We start from the raw sequence: 17,412 nt of genomic DNA, 5'->3' as shown, positions 1-17,412 counted from the left end.
ACGGTCGGTTCACCCACGACGACCCCCGAAGAAACGATCCTTCACCGGGGGCGGCGTCCACCGTCCGCCCACCGTGGCCGTCACGGCCCCCAGCAGCGCGCCGGCCACCACGTCCGTCGGGTAGTGGACGCCGACCACCGGGCGGGACAGGCACATCGCGGCCGCGACGGGCCCCGCGACCCAGCGGGCGCCGGGCCGCACCGCCGCGAACGCCACGGCGGCGGCGACCGCCGAGGCGGCGTGCGAGCTCGGGAACGAGTACCGCCCGACGACGGGCCGGAACGGCGTCCGCCGCGCACGGGTGCCCCCGCCGTCCACGTCCACGTCCACGTCCACGTCCACCGCTGCGGGTGCCGCGACCGCGCCACGCCCGTCCCGTGCGCCGGACCTCACGGGCGCGCCGCAGCAGCCGCTGCCGGGCCGGGCCTCACCGGACACGGGCGCGCCGCAGCAGCCGTCGTCGGGCGGTGACTCCGCCCCGGCCCCGGTGACGGACACCGCCACGGGCGCGCCGCGGTCACCGGTGCCGGACGGGGGCGCGCCGCAGCAGCCGCTGCCGGGCCCGGGCTCCGGGCCGGACACGGGCGCGCCGCAGCAGCCGCTGCCGGGCCCGGGCTCCGGGCCGGACAGGGGCGCGCCGCAGCAGCTGTCGTTCGTTCCGGAGGGAGTGCCGTGACTGCCGCCGGTGGACACGGCCGGCGGCGTACCGCCCACGGCCACGGGCGTGCCGCGGCGGTTGCCGTCGGCCGGGTGCCGGTCCGGTGGGGTGCGGGAGCCGGCGGAGGGGCGGGGGCGGCGGACGAGGCGCTTGAGGGCCATGCCGGCCAGGTGGGCCGTCGCCGTCAGGGCCGTGGCGCGGAGCCAGGGACCGCGGCGTGGGCGGTCCGCCGCCGCGCCCACGAGGCCGGCCGCGAGCCAGAGCGCGCCGTGCTCCCCGGCGTACGACAACGTCCGGGCGGTCGCCGCCACCGCCGGCCGGCGGCGCCCGTAGGCGTGCAGCGCGCTCAGCAGCGACCGGTCGGCGCCCACGTATCGCATCCTCGCCACCCCTTTCGTCGTCCGTGGACGGTGCACCACGGGCGACTCTGGCGCGCCGCACGCCGAAGGACGCGGCAATCTTTCATGACACTCGTTTAATCACCCATTTCGGCGAGCCGGGCGACTCTGCCGACAAACCCCCCAAACAACCCAAGTGCGGCGATACGGTCCCATTCATGTCTGACGCCGACACCTCCTCCGAGCCCGCCGAGCCGGTGACCGGCTGGGGCCGCACCGCTCCCACCGTCGCCCGCGTCGTACGCCCCCGCAGCTACGAGGAGGCCGCCGCCGCCGTCCGCGCCTGCGGCACGCGCGGGGGGATCGCCCGCGGCCTCGGCCGCGCCTACGGCGACGCGGCGCAGAACGCCGGCGGCTGCGTACTCGACATGACCGCCCTCGCCCGCATCCGCTCCATCGACGCGGACGCCGGGCTCGTGGTCTGCGACGCGGGCGTCAGCCTGCACCGCCTGATGGAGGTGCTGCTGCCGCTCGGCTGGTTCGTCCCGGTCACCCCCGGCACCCGCTACGTCACCGTCGGCGGAGCCATCGGCGCCGACATCCACGGCAAGAACCACCACGTCTCCGGTTCCTTCAGCCGCCACGTACGCGCCTTCGACCTCCTCACCGCCGACGGCACGATCCACACCGTCGTCCCCGGCACCGACCTGTTCGACGCGACCACCGGCGGCATGGGCCTGACCGGGGTGATCCTCTCGGCGACCGTGCAGCTCCTCCCCGTCGAGACGTCCCTGATGTCCGTCGACACCGAACGCGCCGCCGACCTCGACGACCTGATGGCCCGCCTCACCGCCAACGACCACGGCTACCGCTACTCCGTCGCCTGGATCGACCTGCTCGCCCGCGGGGCCGCCACCGGCCGCGCCGTCCTCACGCGCGGCGACCACGCCCCCTACGACGCCCTCCCCCGCCGCGCCCGGCGCACCCCCCTCGGCTTCCGGCCCGGCCGGCTGCCGGCCGCGCCCGCCTTCGTCCCCGAAGGCCTCCTCAGCCGCCCGGCCGTCGCCCTCTTCAACGAGCTCTGGTACCGCAAGGCGCCCCGCCACCGCACCGGCGAGCTCCAGCGGCTGTCCGCCTTCTTCCACCCCCTGGACGGTGTCCCGCACTGGAACCGGGTGTACGGGCGCGGCGGCTTCGTCCAGTACCAGTTCGTCGTCGGGTACGGGCGGGAGGACACCCTGCGCCGCATCGTGCGCCGGATCGCGCGCCGGGGCTGCCCGTCGTTCCTGGCCGTCCTCAAACGGTTCGGCGAGGGCGACCCCGGCTGGCTGTCCTTCCCCATGCCCGGCTGGACGCTGGCGCTGGACATCCCGGCCGGGCTCACCGGCCTCGGCGCGTTCCTGGACGAGCTCGACGAAGAGGTGGCGGGCGCGGGCGGGCGCGTCTACCTCGCCAAGGACTCGCGGCTGCGCCCGGACGCGCTGCGCGCCATGTACCCCCGGCTGCCGGACTTCCTCGCCCTCCGGGCCGAGCTGGACCCGCACGCGGTGTTCACCTCGGACCTCGCCCGCCGCCTGTCTCTGTGAAGGAGTACGTCGTCATGAAGGACGCCTTCGGCGCCCCCCAGTCCCTCCTCGTCCTCGGCGGCACGTCCGAGATCGCCCTCGCCACCGCCCGCCGCCTGATCGCGAGGCGTACGCGCACGGTCTGGCTGGCCGGCCGTCCCTCCCCCGCCCTGGAGGCGGCCGCCGAGTCGCTGCGCGAGCTGCGCACGGAGGCGGACGCGGTGACCGTCCACACCGTCCCGTTCGACGCGCTGGACCCGGCCTCGCACGAGGAGGCGCTGGGGAAGGTGTTCGCCGAGGGCGACATCGACATGGTGCTGCTCGCCTTCGGCGTCCTGGGCGACCAGGGGCGCGACGAGGCGGCTCCGCTCGCCGCCGTGCGCGTCGCCCAGACCAACTACACCGGCGCCGTCTCCGCCGGGCTGACCTGCGCGAACGCGCTGCGGGCCCAGGGCCACGGCTCGCTGGTCGTGCTGTCCTCGGTGGCCGGTGAGCGTGTGCGGCGGGCCAATTTCATCTACGGCTCCAGCAAGGCCGGCCTGGACGCCTTCGCCCAGGGCCTGGGCGACGCCCTGCACGGCACGGGCGTGCACGTCATGGTCGTCCGGCCCGGCTTCGTACGGACAAGAATGACGGCCCGGCTGGCGGAGGCGCCGATGGCGACCACCCCGGAGGCGGTGGCACACGCGATCGAGCAGGGGCTGTGGCGACGGTCGGAGACGGTGTGGGTGCCGGGCACGCTGCGCCTGGTGATGTCGGCCCTCCGGCACCTTCCGCGCTCGGTCTTCCGCCGCCTGCCGCTGTGAGACCCCGGCTTCAGCGGGTGGTGGCCGGCTCGTCGACGGGTGAGCCCTGGGCGGGCACGGATCGTGCCGGGCGGCCGGCACCGAACTCGTACTCGTACAGCTTCCGCCACACCCCGTCCGCGCCCTGCTCGTACAGGGCGAAGGCGCCGACGGTCCAGGACGCCTCGAAGTCGGCCAGCTCCTCGTACGCCCGGTCCATCGCCTCCTCGGTGATGCCGTGCGCCACCGTCACATGCGGGTGGTACGGGAACTGCAGCTCCCGCTCCAGCGGGCCCGACGTGTCCCGGACCCGCTGCTGGAGCCAGGAACAGGCCGCCGCGCCCTCCACGACCTGGACGAAGACCACCGGCGACAGCGGCCGGAACGTGCCCGTGCCCGACAGCCGCATCGGGAACGCCCGGCAGGCCGACGCGACCTCGACGAGGTGCGCCCGGACCGCTGGCAGCCGCGCCGCGTCGACCTCGGTCGGCGGGAGCAGCGTGACGTGCGTGGGGATGCCGTGCGCGGCGGGATCACCGAAGCCCGCGCGCCGCTCCTGGAGCAGGCTGCCGTAGGGCTCCGGGACCGCGATCGAAACGCCGAGCGTTACGGTCCCCACGTCGTTCTCCTCAAGTGTCGGTTCGGTCGTCGTCGTCAGCCGCCAGTGTGGCGGCTGGACCCGTCGCGTGGCCAGAGTCGTTGGAACCGCCACGGTCCTCAGTGCTTGGCGGGCAGCAAGCCCACCTTCTCGTAGGTCTGCGCGAGCGTCTCTCCGGCGACCGCGCGGGCCTTCTCCGCACCCTTGGCCAGGATGGAGTCCAGCGTCTCGGGGTCGTCCAGGTATTCCTGGGTGCGGGTCTTGAAGGGGGTCACGAAGTCGACCATGATCTCGGCGAGGTCGGTCTTCAGCGCGCCGTACAGCTTGCCCTCGTAGCTCCGCTCCAGGTCGGGGACGGAGGTGCCGGTGAGGGTGGACATGATCGTCAGCAGGTTGCTGACGCCCGGCTTGTTCTCGGGGTCGAAGCGGATCACGGTGTCGGTGTCGGTCACCGCGCTCTTCACCTTCTTCGCGGTCGCCTTCGGCTCGTCCAGGAGGTTGATCAGGCCCTTCGGGGTGGAGGCCGACTTGCTCATCTTGACCGTCGGGTCCTGAAGGTCGTAGATCTTCGCCGTCTCCTTCAGGATGTACGGGGCCGGGACCGTGAACGTCTCACCGAAGCGGGCGTTGAACCGCTCCGCGAGGTCGCGGGTGAGCTCGATGTGCTGGCGCTGGTCCTCGCCGACCGGCACCTGGTGGGCCTGGTACAGCAGGATGTCCGCGACCTGGAGGATCGGGTACGTGAACAGGCCGACCGTGGCGCGGTCGGCACCGTGCTTGGCCGACTTGTCCTTGAACTGGGTCATGCGGGAGGCCTCGCCGAAGCCGGTGAGGCAGTTCATGACCCAGCCGAGCTGGGCGTGCTCGGGGACGTGGCTCTGGACGAAGAGCGTGCAGCGCTCGGGGTCGAGGCCCGCGGCGAGCAGCTGGGCGGCGGCGAGCCGGGTGTTGGCGCGCAGCTCCGCCGGGTCCTGCGGGACGGTGATCGCGTGCAGGTCGACGACCATGTAGAAGGCGTCGTGGGTCTCCTGCAGCGCGACCCACTGACGGACCGCACCGAGGTAATTGCCGAGGTGGAACGAGCCGGCGGTGGGCTGGATTCCGGAGAGCACGCGAGGACGATCGAAGGCCATGCTCCTCATTCTCTCAGTTGCCACCGACAGGTCGGGAACGGTCATGAATGAGACGAGCGACACAGGCGGGGCGGGGGGCCCGCCAACGGCCCCGCCGCAGCCGCCGAGCCCGCCCCCGGCGCCCCGCCCCGGGGCGCTCCGGGTCCCGGGGCGGGCGAGGCCCGGAGCGGTACGGCCGGAGGCGAGGCCCGGAGGGCGGCCAGGGGCGGGGCCACGTACGCAGGGCCGGGGCGGGACCGGACCGGTCAGGGCGGGCCAGGGGCCCGGGCTGCGTACGGCAGGGCCCGGGGGCGCCCGGGGGTCGGCCGGGCAGGGGCCGGGGGCGCCCCGGCGCGGGCCGGGGTCGCCCCCGGGCGGCCCCGGCAGCCGGTCGGCCGGGCAGGGGAGTCAGGCCGGGATGCCGGGGGCCGGGTGGGCGGACATCAGGTCGGCGACCTCGGCGCGGATCACCGCCAGGGCGGCCTCGTCTCCGGTGCGGGCGGCGGTGACGCCCCGGTCGATCCAGTCGGCGACGGCGGCCATGGCCTGCGTACCGAGGCCACGGGAGGTGAGGGACGGGGTGCCGATGCGGATGCCGGAGGGGTCGAACGGCTTGCGGGGGTCGTAGGGGACGGTGTTGTGGTTCACGACGATCCCCGCCCGGTCCAGGGCCTTCGCGGCGACCTTGCCCGGGACGTCCTTGGGCGTGAGGTCCATCAGGATCAGGTGGTTGTCCGTACCGCCGGAGACCAGGTCGAAGCCACGGGCGAGGAGCTCCTCGGCGAGGGCCTTGGCGTTGGCGACGACCTGGTGCGCGTAGTCCCGGAAGGACGGCTGGGCGGCCTCGTGGAGGGCGACCGCGATGGCGGCGGTGGTCTGGTTGTGGGGGCCGCCCTGGAGACCCGGGAAGACCGCCTTGTCGATGGCCTTGGCGTGCTGCTCGCGGCACATGAGCATCGCACCGCGCGGACCTCGCAGGGTCTTGTGCGTGGTTGTGGAGATCACGTCCGCGTGCGGCACCGGCGACGGGTGGGCGCCGCCCGCGATCAGGCCGGCGATGTGGGCCACGTCGGCGACCAGGACGGCGCCCGCCTCACGGGCGATCTCCGCGAAGGCGGCGAAGTCGATGGTCCGGGGCAGCGCGGTGCCGCCGCAGAAGATGACCCTGGGCCGCTCCTTCAGGGCGAGCTCGCGCACCTCGTCGAAGTCGATGAGCCCGGTGTCGTGGCGTACGCCGTACTGGACGCCGCGGAACCAGGTGCCGGTCGCCGAGACGCCCCAGCCGTGGGTGAGGTGACCGCCCATCGGAAGGGCCATGCCCATCACGGTGTCGCCGGGCTGGGCGAAGGCGAGGTAGACGGCGAGGTTGGCCGGGGAGCCGGAGTAGGGCTGGACGTTGGCGTGGTCGACACCGAAGAGGGACTTGGCCCGGCCGATGGCGAGCAGCTCGACCTGGTCGATGTTCTGCTGGCCCTCGTAGTAGCGCCGGCCCGCGTAGCCCTCGCTGTACTTGTTCTGCAGGACGGTGCCCGAGGCCTCCAGAACGGCCTGCGACACGTAGTTCTCGCTGGGGATCAGCCGCAGGGTGTCGGCCTGGAGCCGCTCCTCCGCGCCGACGAGCGCGGCGAGTTCGGGGTCGGAGGCGGCGAGGGCGGGGTGGTGGGAGGGAAGGGGAAGGCTGGTCATGGCGTCCTCCAGAGGGCCGGCAGCACGGACGAGGTCTCCGGGTGCCCAGGCGGGCGGCACCCTCGTGTGGTCTGCCGCGCACGGCTCCCCCGGGGTCGCTTCCCCGTACGCCAGTCGCCGCGCGTACCGCCCACCCTAGCCGCCACACCCGCAGCGAGGTTTCTTCGTCCGCATGGCGAGCGACGATAGAAAGGGGCGCCACCACCGCCCCACGCCGCAGGACGAACGGAGACCCCGTGTCGAGAACACAAGAGGCGATCGCTTCCGCGGAGGCGCACAGCGCGCACAACTACCACCCGTTGCCCGTCGTCGTCTCGTCGGCGGACGGTGCCTGGATGACCGATGTCGAGGGGCGCCGCTATCTCGACATGCTCGCCGGCTACTCGGCGCTCAACTTCGGCCACGGCAACCGGCGGCTGATCGACGCGGCGAAGGCGCAGTTGGAGCGGGTGACGCTGACGTCGCGGGCGTTCCACCACGACCGGTTCGCGGACTTCTGCGCGCAGCTGGCCGAGTTCTGCGGCATGGAGATGGTGCTGCCGATGAACACCGGGGCGGAGGCGGTGGAGACCGCCGTGAAGACCGCCCGCAAGTGGGGGTACCGCGTCAAGGGCGTGCCGGACGGCATGGCGAAGATCATCGTGGCGGCGGACAACTTCCACGGCCGGACGACCACGATCGTCAGTTTCTCCACCGACCCCGAGGCGCGGGCGGACTACGGCCCGTACACACCGGGGTTCGAGATCGTTCCGTACGGGGACCTGGCGGCGCTGGACCTCGCCATGACGGACAACACCGTGGCCGTGCTGCTGGAGCCGATCCAGGGCGAGGCGGGGGTGCTGGTGCCTCCGGCCGGGTACCTGGCAGCGGTCCGGGAGCTGACCCGTCAGCGGGACGTGCTGTTCATCGCGGACGAGATCCAGTCGGGCCTGGGCCGCACGGGCCGCACGTTCGCCTGCGAACACGAGGGCGTCGTCCCGGACATGTACGTGCTGGGCAAGGCGCTGGGCGGCGGCGTGGTGCCGGTGTCGGCGGTCGTGTCGAGCGCGGCGGTGCTGGGCGTCCACCGGCCGGGCGAGCACGGGTCGACGTTCGGCGGCAACCCGCTGGCGTGCGCGGTGGCCCTGGAGGTGCTGGCGATGCTGCGCACCGGCGAGTACCAGCAGCGGGCGGCCGAGCTGGGCGACCACCTCCACCACGAGCTGGGGCTGATGGTCGGCGGTGGCGCCGTGGAGGCGGTGCGCGGCCGCGGCCTGTGGGCGGGCGTGGACGTCGTGCCGAGCCTGGGCACGGGCCGGGAGATCTCGGAGAAGCTGATGGACCGCGGGGTCCTGGTCAAGGACACCCACGGCTCGACGATCCGCATCGCCCCGCCCCTGGTGATCAGCAAGGAGGACCTGGACTGGGGCCTGGAACAGCTGCGCCAGGTGCTGCGGTGAGGACCCGGTCCCGGTGACCGGCCGGGCGGCCCCGGCAGGGGGTGCAAGGCCGGCGGGTGGCCCGGCGTGCGCCCCGGCCGGGGGCACCCGGCGCGGTGAAACGGGCGGGCGCGGTGGCCGCCGCCGGGGCCTGCGCCCCGCCCCGCCCCGCCCCCGCCCCCGTCAGGGAAGCGCGCGGCAGAGGGCGTCCAGGGCGCCCGACCAGGCGCTGTCCGTGGGGGTGGCGTAGCCGACCACCAGGGCGTCGCGGCCGGGCGGCACGTCCGGGTGGCGGAAGCCGTCCAGCCCCTGGACGGCCAGGCCCTGCCAGGACGCCGCCTGGACGACGGACCGTTCGGTGCCGGGCGGGAGCTCCAGGACGGCGTGGAGCCCGGCCGCGATGCCGCTCACGTGGATGTCGGGCGCCCGTTCGGCGAGTGCGGCGACGAGTTGGTCGCGCCGCCGGCGGTAGCGCAGCCGCATGCCCCGTACGTGCCGGTCGTACGCGCCCGACCGGATGAACTCCGCCAGCGTCAGCTGGTCCAGCGCGCTCGACACCCAGTCGGAGTGGCCTTTCGCGGCGAGCACGTCACCCACGAGGGCCTCCGGCAGCACCATCCACCCCAGCCGCAGCCCGGGCGTCAGGGACTTGCTCGCGGTACCGAGGTAGACGACGCGCTCGGGGTCGAGGCCCTGGAGGGCGCCGACCGGCTGGCGGTCGTAGCGGAACTCGCCGTCGTAGTCGTCCTCCAGGATCAGCGCGCCCGTCCGCCGCGCCCAGTCGACGGCGGCGGCGCGCCGGTCCGGCGGCAGCGCGCCCCCGAGCGGGAACTGGTGGGCGGGAGTGATCAGTACCGCGCCCTGGCGGTCCAACTCGCCGGTCCTGGTGCCGTGTTCGTCGAACGGCAGCGCGGGCGTGCGCAGACCGGCCTCCGCGAGGAGGTTCCAGTGGATGTCGAGCCCGTACGACTCGACGGCGACGTCCCGCACCCTCCGCCCGCGCAGCACCTGCGCCATCAGCCGCAGCCCGTGGACGAAGCCGGAGCAGATGACGATGCGGTCGGGGTCGGCGTACACGCCCCGGGCGCGTGCCAGGTAGTCGGCGAGGACGGTACGCAGCTCGATGCGGCCGTGCGGTCCGCCGTAGCCGAGCGCCTCGTGCGGGGCGGACGTCAGCGCGCGGCGGGCCGCCTTGAGCCACTCGCCGCGCGGGAAGGACCCGAGGTCGGGCGTGCCGGGGTGCAGGGTGTGCGCGGGAGGGCGGCGGACCGGCGGGCGCCGGGGCGGCACCGGGGCGGCCGGCGTGCCCCCGCGCGCCTGGGCCCGGTGCCCGGCGGCCGGGCCGGGGCGGGGGGCGGCGCGCCGGGCCACCCGTGTGCCGGAGCCCTGCCGGGCGGTGAGCCAGCCCTCGGCGACGAGCTCGGCGTACGCGTCGGCGACCGTGTTGCGGGCGATGCCCAGGTCGGCGGCGAGCGACCGGGAGGACGGCAACCGCGTCCCGGGCGCCAGCCGCCCGGTCCGAACGGCCTCCCGCAGGGCTTCCATCAGGCCGGAGCGCAACCTGGTGCCCCGTAGTTCCAGATGGAGGTCCGCCCCGAAAGTGGCCCAGGAATCCGTCATGGAAGTGGACCATACCCGTGCGCCACACAGCCCGTACGGTCAGAGCCATGACGACAGAGACGAAGACCGACGCCTACGCGACCGAGCACACCCCCCGCCTCTCCTGGGCCCAGCACGCGCCCGAGGTCTACAAGGCCATGGTCCGGCTGGACGCGGCCGCCCGTCAGGGCCTCGACCCGGTCCTCCTCGAACTGGTCAAGATCCGCGCCTCGCAGCTCAACCACTGCGCGTACTGCCTGGACATGCACACCAAGGACGCGCTGGCGGCCGGTGAGTCGGTGGAGCGGATCATCCAGCTCAGCGCCTGGGAGGAGTCACGGCACTTCTACACCGAGAGGGAGCTGGCGGCGATCGAACTGACCGAGGCCGTCACCGTCCTGACGGATGGTTTCGTCCCGGACGAGGTGTACGAGAAGGCGGCGAAGCAGTTCGACGAGAGGGAGCTTGCCCAGCTGATCGCCGCGATCAACGTCATCAACGCCTGGAACCGGTTCGCCGTCACCAGCCGTATGGTTCCGGGCCACTACACGCCGGGGCAGTTCAAGGGCAGCACCAAGTGACCGACCCCCTCGGGGTCTTCCGCGCCCTGCACCACGACCGCGCCCCCGGGGACCCCCTGGTCCTGCCCGGCCCGTGGGACGCGGCGAGCGCCCGCGCCTTCGAGGAGGCCGGCTTCCCGGCCCTCGCCACGCCGTCCGCGGGGGTGGCGGCGTCGCTCGGGTACGAGGACGGGGCGACGCCCGCCGACGAGATGTTCGCGGCGGTCGCCCGGATCGTCCGGTCGGTGTCCGTCCCGGTGTCGGCGGACGTGGAGGGTGGTTACGGCCTCGCGCCCAAGGAGCTCGTGGCCCGCGTCCTGGACGCCGGGGCGGTCGGCGTGAACCTGGAGGACTCCCGGGCCGGCACGCTGATGGACCCCCGGGCGCACGCCGACTGGCTGGCGGAGGTACGGGCGGAGGCGGGCGGGGCGCTGTTCCTCAACGCCCGGGTGGACACCTTCGTCCGGGGCGTCGCCGACCCGGAGGAGGCGATCGCCCGGGCGCGGCTGTACGTCGAGGCGGGCGCCGACTGCGTCTACCCCATCGGTGTGCCGCCCGAGCACATTCCGCTGCTCCGCGCCCGGATCGACGGGCCGATCAATGTGGCGCCCCTCCCCGGCGGTCCGCCGGTTCCGGAGCTGGGCCGCCTGGGCGCCACGCGCATCACGTTCGGTCCGGGCCTGCTGCACCGGGCGATGGCGGCGGTGCGCGAGATCGCCGATCAGGTGCGGCGCAGCTCGTAGACGGTCGTGTCCTCGCCCTCGTCCGCCCTGGTGAAGCCGGCGCGGGTGACGACCCCGTGCGAGGCGTCGTTGCCGTGGTCGACGACGACGCGCAGCACGGCGGTCTCCGGCCGGGTGAATGCCCAGTCGGTGAGGGCGCGCAACGCCTCGGTGGCGTAGCCGTGGCCGCGGGCGCTCTCCACCAGGTCGTAGCCGATCTCGGCACGGCCGTCGGCGTCCGGGGCGGCGTGGAAGCCGACGGCGCCCAGCGCGCGCCGGTCGGAGGCGCGGACGATGACGTACGGGCTCCAGCCGGGGCGGTACGTCCCCTCCTCGCGGGCCTTGGCCACCAGCCGGCCGGCGAGTCGGGTGCCCTCCGGCGGGCCGCCGTCCGCCCAGGTGAATCCGCCGGTGCCACCGTCGTGCAGGTCGGCCCCCACGTTCGGGGACACCTCGCACAGCAGCAGGCGTCCGGTGCGGACCGGGTCGGCGTACCAGCGCCAGACGGCCAGGCGCGGCAGGCCGTCCAGGTCGGCGCGGCCGGTGGCCCACAGCAGGGTCCGCCACGGGTCGCCGGTGCGCGGGGCGTGCGGGAAGAGGCGGTCCAGGACGCGGGTGCTCAGGTGGTCGGGCGGCCGCCAGGCGGGGGCGTCGAGGGCGCCGAGGATGTCGTACGTGTGCAGGAGCACTTCGACGACGCCCATCGCCGCGAAGCCGTCGGCCCCGGCCACGCCGTACGGGTGCCACGCCCGTACGTCCTCGGGCGTGGTGCGGACGGCGGCGGACAGGAGCCCGCCGGTGGCCTCGATGACGCGGACCAGTCCGGCGGGGGTGGTGCCCGGCTCGGCGCGGATCTCGAAGGGGACGTAGGAGTCGGTGGAGCGGCCGGTCAGCTGGGTGGCGTAGCCGGTGAAGTCCTCGGCGATGTGGACGGCCGTGTCGTAGCAGCTCCACTCCAGCCCGGCCGCCGGCCCGGACCAGTCCCGGTCCGCCACGCCGCGCAGCGCGCGGGCGGTGACCGCGACCGCTTCGTCGATGTCGTGTGCCCCCGTGATCGCCATGACGGCGACCCTAGACCCGTACCGTCTGCCGGGGCCACCGGATTCCGGCCCGCCGGCGGCGGGGCGGGCGGCCGATATCCGCTGGGCGCCCGGCCGCAGGTGATCCATCCTGGGTCCAACCGCACGTACGTGCCGGGCACTTCGAAGGGATCCGCCCATGGCCACCGAACGCATCGGCCCCCCGCTGGTCGGCGGTGAGCGCGAGATGCTGCGCGCCTTCCTCGACTACCACCGCGCCACCCTCGCCATGAAGTGCGAGGGCCTGTCGGACGAGGACCTGCGGCGCCGCTCCATGCCCCCGTCGACGCTCACCCTCCTCGGTCTGGTCCGCCACATGGCGGAGGTGGAACGCGCCTGGTTCCGCCGGACCATCAACGGCGAGGACGTCCCGCTGGTCTGGTCGCCGACCGACGACTACCAGGCGGCGTACGACCCGACGGGGTGCACCCGCTCGGAGGCGTTCACCGCCTGGGAGGCGGAGGTCGAACACGCCCGCCGCATCGAGGAGTCGGCCGCGTCGCTCGACGTCACGGGCCACAACGCCCGTTGGAACATCGACGTGTCCCTGCGGCACGTCATGCTGCACCTGATCCACGAGTACGCGCGCCACAACGGCCACGCGGACTTCCTCCGCGAGGGCATCGACGGCACGGTCGGCGCGTGACGGACGGCGTTGACCTCGACCGCGGTTGAGGCCGCAGGCTGTGGCGCGTAACGAAGTCCGCGTACGCGACAGGAGAGACATCGTGAGCCCTCAGGTCGGCGGGGTCCCCGTCCCGCGGGAAGACGTGGACGCCATCGTCGCGTTCGTCGCCGGCGTCCAGCACGCGCAGCAGAACGCCCTGCCCGACGCCTTTGTGAGCGGGTTCCGCGAGGACGCGGTGTGGGCACCGCGCACGGGAAGCGGCTGACCGGTTTCGCGGAGATCAGCGCGTTCACGCACACGGTCCTCCCCGGCACGGTCGACCACGACGTGACCGCAACCCACGAGGTCGAGCACATCCTGTTCGTCCGCCCGGACGTCGCCGCGGTCAAGGTGGGGCAGCGCCCGGTCACCCGGGACGGGAAGCGGCTGGACGGGGTGTTCCGGGGGCAGGCGGATCCGGCCGCACTGGTGGCCGGGAACCCCGAGGCCGTGCCCGGCACCCCGCTGTGCGTACTGGCCGAGGACGACGGTGTCCGGTGGGTCGCCGCCGCACAGAACACCAAGGTCATGGGCCCGGCGACGCCCGCCGCGCGCTAGCGTCCGTATTGCCCGATTATCCTGGGTCTGTGGAAGATCGCGGTGAGCAGAGGCCGCCCGACGGCGGAGTCCGCCCGGAGATCCTCGCCTCCTGGCGGCGCTCGCGGTCCCTCGGGATCGACACCGAGGGCGCCGCCCTGCCGGTCGGGAGCGACCTCGATCCGGACTCGCGGCTCATCAGGGCCGCCGCGCCGGTGCTGCGACACCTGTGCGAGCGGTTCTCGGGCCTGCCCGTCACCGTGACCCTGGCCGACGCCCAGGCACACATCGTGGACCGGCGGGGCGACCCGGTGGGGCTGGAGCTGATGGACGCCGCCTCCCTGGTGCCGGGCGCCAATGTCGACGAGCGGTTCATGGGCACCAGCAGCGTCAGCATGGTGCTGAGCACCAGAGCACCCTTCGTGGTCGTCGGCCACGAACACTTCCTGCACAACCTCAAGGAGCTCACCTGCATGGCCGCCCCGGTGCGCGATCCGGTGGGCGGCACCGTGCAGGGCGCGGTCAACCTCTCCGTACCCAGGGACCTGGCCGAGCCGGGCATGGCACTGGCCCTCCAGGACGCCACCGACCGCATCGCGGAACGCCTGCTGGACCTGAGCGCGGCCAGGGAGCGCAACCTGATGAGCTCCTTCCTCCACGCCCGGCGGCGCGGCGAGCACGCCCGGCTCCACCTCCACTCGGGCGAGCTCGCCCCCCTAGGCGTGGCCGCGCCCCGGCTGGCCCCGGAGGAGCGGATGGTGCTCCTGGAGAACGCCATCGAGCTGATCGGCTCGCCCGGTGAGGCGTTCGCCGAGGTCCCACTGGCGGGCGGCCGGGTCGCCACGCTGCGCCGCCAGGAGCTGCGCCACGGCGACGCGGAGGGCGCGGCCGTCGAGGTCAGCTTCGCGAGCGGTGGCGGCGGCACCGGCGGTACGGGGGTCACCACGACCGCCCCGGACGGCCGGGACGTCCCGCTGCTGAACGGCGCGCCCGACGCATCCGGCGCGTCCGGCCGCGCGGGCACCGGCGACCGGACCGACGCGTGGCTGCTGCTGGTGGGCGAGCCGGGTGTCGGCCGCCTGGCCGCCGAGGCGCGCGGACGGCTGTCGCTGCTGAACGAGGCGGGCAGGCGCGTCGGCACCACCCTGGACATGCGGCGCACCGCCGAGGAGCTGGCGGAGATCGCCGTGCCGCGGTTCGCCGACCTCGTCGTGGTCGACCTGATGGAGGGCGCCCTCACGGGCGAGGAACCCCCGTCGGGGCGGCCGGGCCCCGGTGCGGTACTGCGCCGGGTGGCGGCCTGGGCGGGCGAGGACTCGCGTGACGCGCGGGCCGGCGGGGTCGACGAGCCGGTCGCCTACCCGTCCGGCACGCCGCAGGCCCGGGCCCTCACCACCGGGCGGCCGGTCACGGACGCGGTGCTGACCGGCGCCCTGACCGGCGCCCTGACCGGCCCCCCGGCCGCCGCGGAGCACCCCGTGGACCTGCTCGGCGAGGGCGCGCACTCCTACCTGGGCGCCCCGCTGTGCGCCCGGGGCGCCGTCCTGGGCCTGGTCGGGTTCTACCGCCGAGGCAGGACCACACCGTACGAGCAGGACGACCTGGCGCTCGCGGGCGAGCTGGCCGCCCGTACCGCGGTCAGCCTGGACAACGCCCGCCACTACAGCCGTGAGCACCACTCCTCCCTCACCCTCCAGCGGAGCCTGCTGCCGCGTGACATGCCCCGGCTGACCGCCGCCGATCTCGCGTCCCGCTACCTGCCCGCCGACGCCAGGGCGGGCGTGGGCGGGGACTGGTTCGACGCGATACCGCTGTCCGGGCTGCGCGTGGCCCTGGTCGTCGGCGACGTGGCCGGGCAGGGCCTCCAGGCGGCGGCCACCATGGGCCGGCTGCGCACGGCGGTGCACACCCTGGCCGCCCTGGACCTGCCGCCCGAGGAGGTGCTGAGCCACCTGGACGACCTGGTCAGCCGTGGCCCCGCCGACGAGGAGGACCCGGCGACGGCGGCGACCTGCCTGTACGCGGTGTACGACCCCGTGTCCTGCCACTGCACGGCCGCCAGGGCCGGTCACCCGCCCCCCGCGGTGCTGCCGCCGGACGGCGCGCCGCGGCTGATCGACCTGCCGGCCGGCCCGCCGCTCGGGCTCGGCGGGGTCCAGCCGTACGAGTCCGCCGGGATCGACCTGGCGGAGGGCAGCCTGCTGGCCCTCTACACCGACGGGCTGCTCAAGGAGAGCCGCGGTTTCGGCGGCACCGACACCGACGCCCGCACCGCTCAGTTCCTGGCCTCGCTCGCCGGGCCCGAACCGTCACTGGAGCGGATCTGCGACCGGGTCACGAGTACCCTCCTCCCCGACGGCCCGCGCGACGACGTGGCGCTCCTGCTGGCCCGCGTGCACGCGCTGCCCGACGACCGGGTGGTGTCGTGGGAGCTGCCCTCCGATCCCTCGATGGTCGCCCGCGCCCGTGAACTGACGCACCATCAGCTCGCCGAGTGGGGCCTGGCGGAGCTGGACTTCAGCACCGGCCTGGTGGTCAGCGAACTGGTCACCAACGCCGTACGGTACGGCGGCCGGGGCCCCGTGTGCCTTCGGCTGCTGCGTGACGGCTCACTGATCTGCGAGGTCTCCGACCGCAGCAACACCTCCCCGCGCATCCGCCGGGCCGCCACCACCGAGGAGGGCGGGCGGGGCCTGTTCCTGGTGGCCCAGTTCACCAGGAGCTGGGGCGCCCGCTTCATGCCCCAGGGCAAGACCGTCTGGGCCGAGCAGGTGCCGCACACCGGCCGCCCGGCCCCCGAACCGGACGAGCAGGCCCTGCTGTCCATGTTCGACGACCCGGACTGAGCCACCGCCTCCCCTGCCGGGTCAGCCCGCGCTCCTCCCCGGCACTCGCCCGCCACTGGTGCCCCATCGCCCGGAACAGCGCCAGGCAACCCCCACGCACCGGAAGGGCCTGATGCCGCCATGTGGGCGGCGCCCGGCGACGGCATCGGCGCCCGGGTGGGGACGCTGCGCCAGGGGCCCCAGCAGGCGGCACGGCCCGGCGGGTCGCCGAAGTTCAGGGGCCGGGCCGCTGCGGCGGCCATGGGCGGGGCTCCGTCGCCCATGGCGGCTCAGTCGTGCGAAGGGCTACGGCAGCCAGGCCCGCCACGTCGGCTCGTTGGCCTTGACCCACTTCTCCGCCGCCGCCTCCGGGGAGAGCTTCTGCTCGGCGATCATCAGCGCCACGTCGTTCTGCGCCTCCGTCGTCCAGCGGAAGTTCTTCAGGAAGGCGGCCGCCTTCCCGCCCTTCTCGGCGAAGTCGGCGTTCAGGAACTTCTGCAGCGGGGTGTGCGGGTAGGCGCAGGCGACCTTCTTCGGGTCGGCGTCGCAGCCCTCCTTGTACGCGGGCAGCTTCACCTCCGTCATCGGCACCTTCTCGAACAGCCACTGCGGCTTGTACCAGTACGTCAGGAAGGGCTTCTTCTCCTTGGCGAACTGCTTGATCTGGGTGATCTGCGCCGCCTCGGAGCCCGCGAAGACGACCTTGTAGTCCAGGCCGAGGTTCTTCACCAGGGCCTTGTCGTTGGTGATGTACGACGGGGAACCGTCCAGCAGCTGGCCCTTGCCGCCGCTCTCCGCCGTGCGGAGCCGGTCGGCGTACTTGTTGAGGTTCTTCCAGTCGGTGACGTCCGGGTGGGCCTTGGCGAAGTACGTGGGGACGAACCAGCCGATGTGGCCGGTCACGCCCAGGTCGCCGCCGGGCGTGATGGTTTTCTTGTCCTTGACGTACCGCTGCTCCTGCTCCGGGTGGCCCCAGTCCTCCAGGAGGGCGTCCACCCGGCCCTGGCTGAGGGCGTCCCAGGCGGGGACCTCGTCGACCTGGACGGTGTCGACGCGGTAGCCCAGCTCGTGTTCGAGCAGGTACTTCGCCACGGCCACGTTCGCCTGGGCACCCACCCACGACTGGACGGACAGGGTCACCGTCTTGGCGCCCTGGGCGGCGGCGTACGGAGACGCCTGCTTGGTCATGTCGGCCGCGCCGCACGCGGTGAGGGGCAGCAGGGTCAGTGCGGCGATCAGCGGAGCCATGATGCGTTTACGCAT

Annotated in this window: 16 protein-coding genes and 1 riboswitch; of the genes, 9 read left to right on the top strand and 7 right to left on the bottom strand. The window is 74.1% G+C overall.

The window, feature by feature from the left end:
- Nucleotides 1-9 precede the first annotated feature (9 nt).
- Nucleotides 10-1,038, bottom strand: coding sequence for a phosphatase PAP2 family protein (locus ABT360_RS35325; RefSeq protein WP_444852163.1), 1,029 nt, complete (start codon nt 1,036-1,038; stop codon nt 10-12).
- 176 nt (nt 1,039-1,214) lie between these two features.
- On the opposite strand from ABT360_RS35325, the gene ABT360_RS02480 reads away from it, so the two are divergent.
- Both ABT360_RS02480 and ABT360_RS02475 read left to right on the top strand, forming a co-directional pair.
- The gene (locus ABT360_RS02480) at nt 1,215-2,582 is read left to right on the top strand and encodes an FAD-binding oxidoreductase (RefSeq protein ID WP_351809448.1); all 1,368 of its coding nucleotides are present in this window, start codon (nt 1,215-1,217) and stop codon (nt 2,580-2,582) included.
- Between the two features lie 14 nt (nt 2,583-2,596).
- A complete protein-coding gene (locus ABT360_RS02475) occupies nt 2,597-3,367 on the top strand; it encodes a decaprenylphospho-beta-D-erythro-pentofuranosid-2-ulose 2-reductase (RefSeq protein ID WP_351809445.1) in 771 nt (256 codons plus the stop codon).
- Nucleotides 3,368-3,377: 10 nt separating this feature from the next.
- Here the strand turns inward: ABT360_RS02475 and ABT360_RS02470 are convergent, their stop codons facing one another.
- The 3 genes from ABT360_RS02470 to glyA form a co-directional block, all read right to left on the bottom strand.
- On the bottom strand, nt 3,378-3,965 hold the full coding sequence (locus tag ABT360_RS02470; RefSeq protein WP_351809443.1) for a 2'-5' RNA ligase family protein: 588 nt from the start codon (nt 3,963-3,965) through the stop codon (nt 3,378-3,380).
- A 98-nt stretch (nt 3,966-4,063) separates the two neighbouring features.
- Nucleotides 4,064-5,077 carry a tryptophan--tRNA ligase gene (gene trpS, locus ABT360_RS02465; protein WP_351809441.1) on the bottom strand — a complete coding sequence of 338 codons (1,014 nt, stop codon included), beginning with the start codon at nt 5,075-5,077 and terminating at the stop codon, nt 4,064-4,066.
- Nucleotides 5,078-5,464: 387 nt separating this feature from the next.
- Nucleotides 5,465-6,742, bottom strand: coding sequence for a serine hydroxymethyltransferase (gene glyA, locus ABT360_RS02460; RefSeq protein ID WP_351809438.1), 1,278 nt, complete (start codon nt 6,740-6,742; stop codon nt 5,465-5,467).
- A gap of 36 nt (nt 6,743-6,778) precedes the next feature.
- Nucleotides 6,779-6,870: riboswitch (ZMP/ZTP riboswitch) on the bottom strand.
- A gap of 108 nt (nt 6,871-6,978) precedes the next feature.
- On the opposite strand from glyA, the gene rocD reads away from it, so the two are divergent.
- Nucleotides 6,979-8,181 carry an ornithine--oxo-acid transaminase gene (gene rocD / locus ABT360_RS02455; protein ID WP_351809435.1) on the top strand — a complete coding sequence of 401 codons (1,203 nt, stop codon included), beginning with the start codon at nt 6,979-6,981 and terminating at the stop codon, nt 8,179-8,181.
- Nucleotides 8,182-8,343: 162 nt separating this feature from the next.
- On the opposite strand, the gene pdxR is transcribed toward rocD, so the two are convergent.
- The gene (gene pdxR, locus ABT360_RS02450; protein ID WP_351809432.1) at nt 8,344-9,780 is read right to left on the bottom strand and encodes a MocR-like pyridoxine biosynthesis transcription factor PdxR; all 1,437 of its coding nucleotides are present in this window, start codon (nt 9,778-9,780) and stop codon (nt 8,344-8,346) included.
- Between the two features lie 47 nt (nt 9,781-9,827).
- On the opposite strand from pdxR, the gene ABT360_RS02445 reads away from it, so the two are divergent.
- Nucleotides 9,828-10,340 (top strand): carboxymuconolactone decarboxylase family protein, encoded by a 513-nt coding sequence (locus ABT360_RS02445; RefSeq protein ID WP_351809429.1) that lies wholly within the window; start codon nt 9,828-9,830, stop codon nt 10,338-10,340.
- On the top strand, nt 10,337-11,062 hold the full coding sequence (locus ABT360_RS02440) for an isocitrate lyase/PEP mutase family protein (RefSeq protein WP_351809427.1): 726 nt from the start codon (nt 10,337-10,339) through the stop codon (nt 11,060-11,062). The genes ABT360_RS02445 and ABT360_RS02440 overlap by 4 nt, the downstream gene beginning before the upstream one ends.
- Here ABT360_RS02440 and ABT360_RS02435 read toward each other — a convergent pair.
- Nucleotides 11,041-12,102: a GNAT family N-acetyltransferase gene (locus ABT360_RS02435; RefSeq protein ID WP_351809424.1), complete on the bottom strand. Its 1,062-nt coding sequence runs from the start codon at nt 12,100-12,102 to the stop codon at nt 11,041-11,043. The genes ABT360_RS02440 and ABT360_RS02435 overlap by 22 nt on opposite strands.
- Before the next feature lie 157 nt (nt 12,103-12,259).
- On the opposite strand from ABT360_RS02435, the gene ABT360_RS02430 reads away from it, so the two are divergent.
- The 4 genes from ABT360_RS02430 (at nt 12,260) to ABT360_RS02415 (ending at nt 16,170) form a co-directional block, all read left to right on the top strand.
- Nucleotides 12,260-12,766, top strand: coding sequence for a DinB family protein (locus ABT360_RS02430; RefSeq protein ID WP_351809421.1), 507 nt, complete (start codon nt 12,260-12,262; stop codon nt 12,764-12,766).
- A gap of 82 nt (nt 12,767-12,848) precedes the next feature.
- On the top strand, nt 12,849-13,013 hold the full coding sequence (locus tag ABT360_RS02425) for a hypothetical protein (protein ID WP_351809418.1): 165 nt from the start codon (nt 12,849-12,851) through the stop codon (nt 13,011-13,013).
- A complete protein-coding gene (locus ABT360_RS02420) occupies nt 12,986-13,345 on the top strand; it encodes a hypothetical protein (RefSeq protein WP_351809415.1) in 360 nt (119 codons plus the stop codon). The genes ABT360_RS02425 and ABT360_RS02420 overlap by 28 nt, the downstream gene beginning before the upstream one ends.
- Nucleotides 13,346-13,374: 29 nt before the next feature.
- A complete protein-coding gene (locus ABT360_RS02415) occupies nt 13,375-16,170 on the top strand; it encodes a SpoIIE family protein phosphatase (protein WP_351809412.1) in 2,796 nt (931 codons plus the stop codon).
- Nucleotides 16,171-16,455: 285 nt separating this feature from the next.
- Here ABT360_RS02415 and ABT360_RS02410 read toward each other — a convergent pair whose 3' ends face one another.
- Entirely contained in the window at nt 16,456-17,412 is a 957-nt protein-coding gene (locus ABT360_RS02410) for an ABC transporter substrate-binding protein (RefSeq protein ID WP_351809410.1), read from the bottom strand.

This window comes from Streptomyces sp. NPDC000229 (assembly GCF_040300825.1).
GTDB lineage: Bacteria > Actinomycetota > Actinomycetes > Streptomycetales > Streptomycetaceae > Streptomyces.
This window is presented reverse-complemented; position numbering and strand designations above follow the sequence as displayed.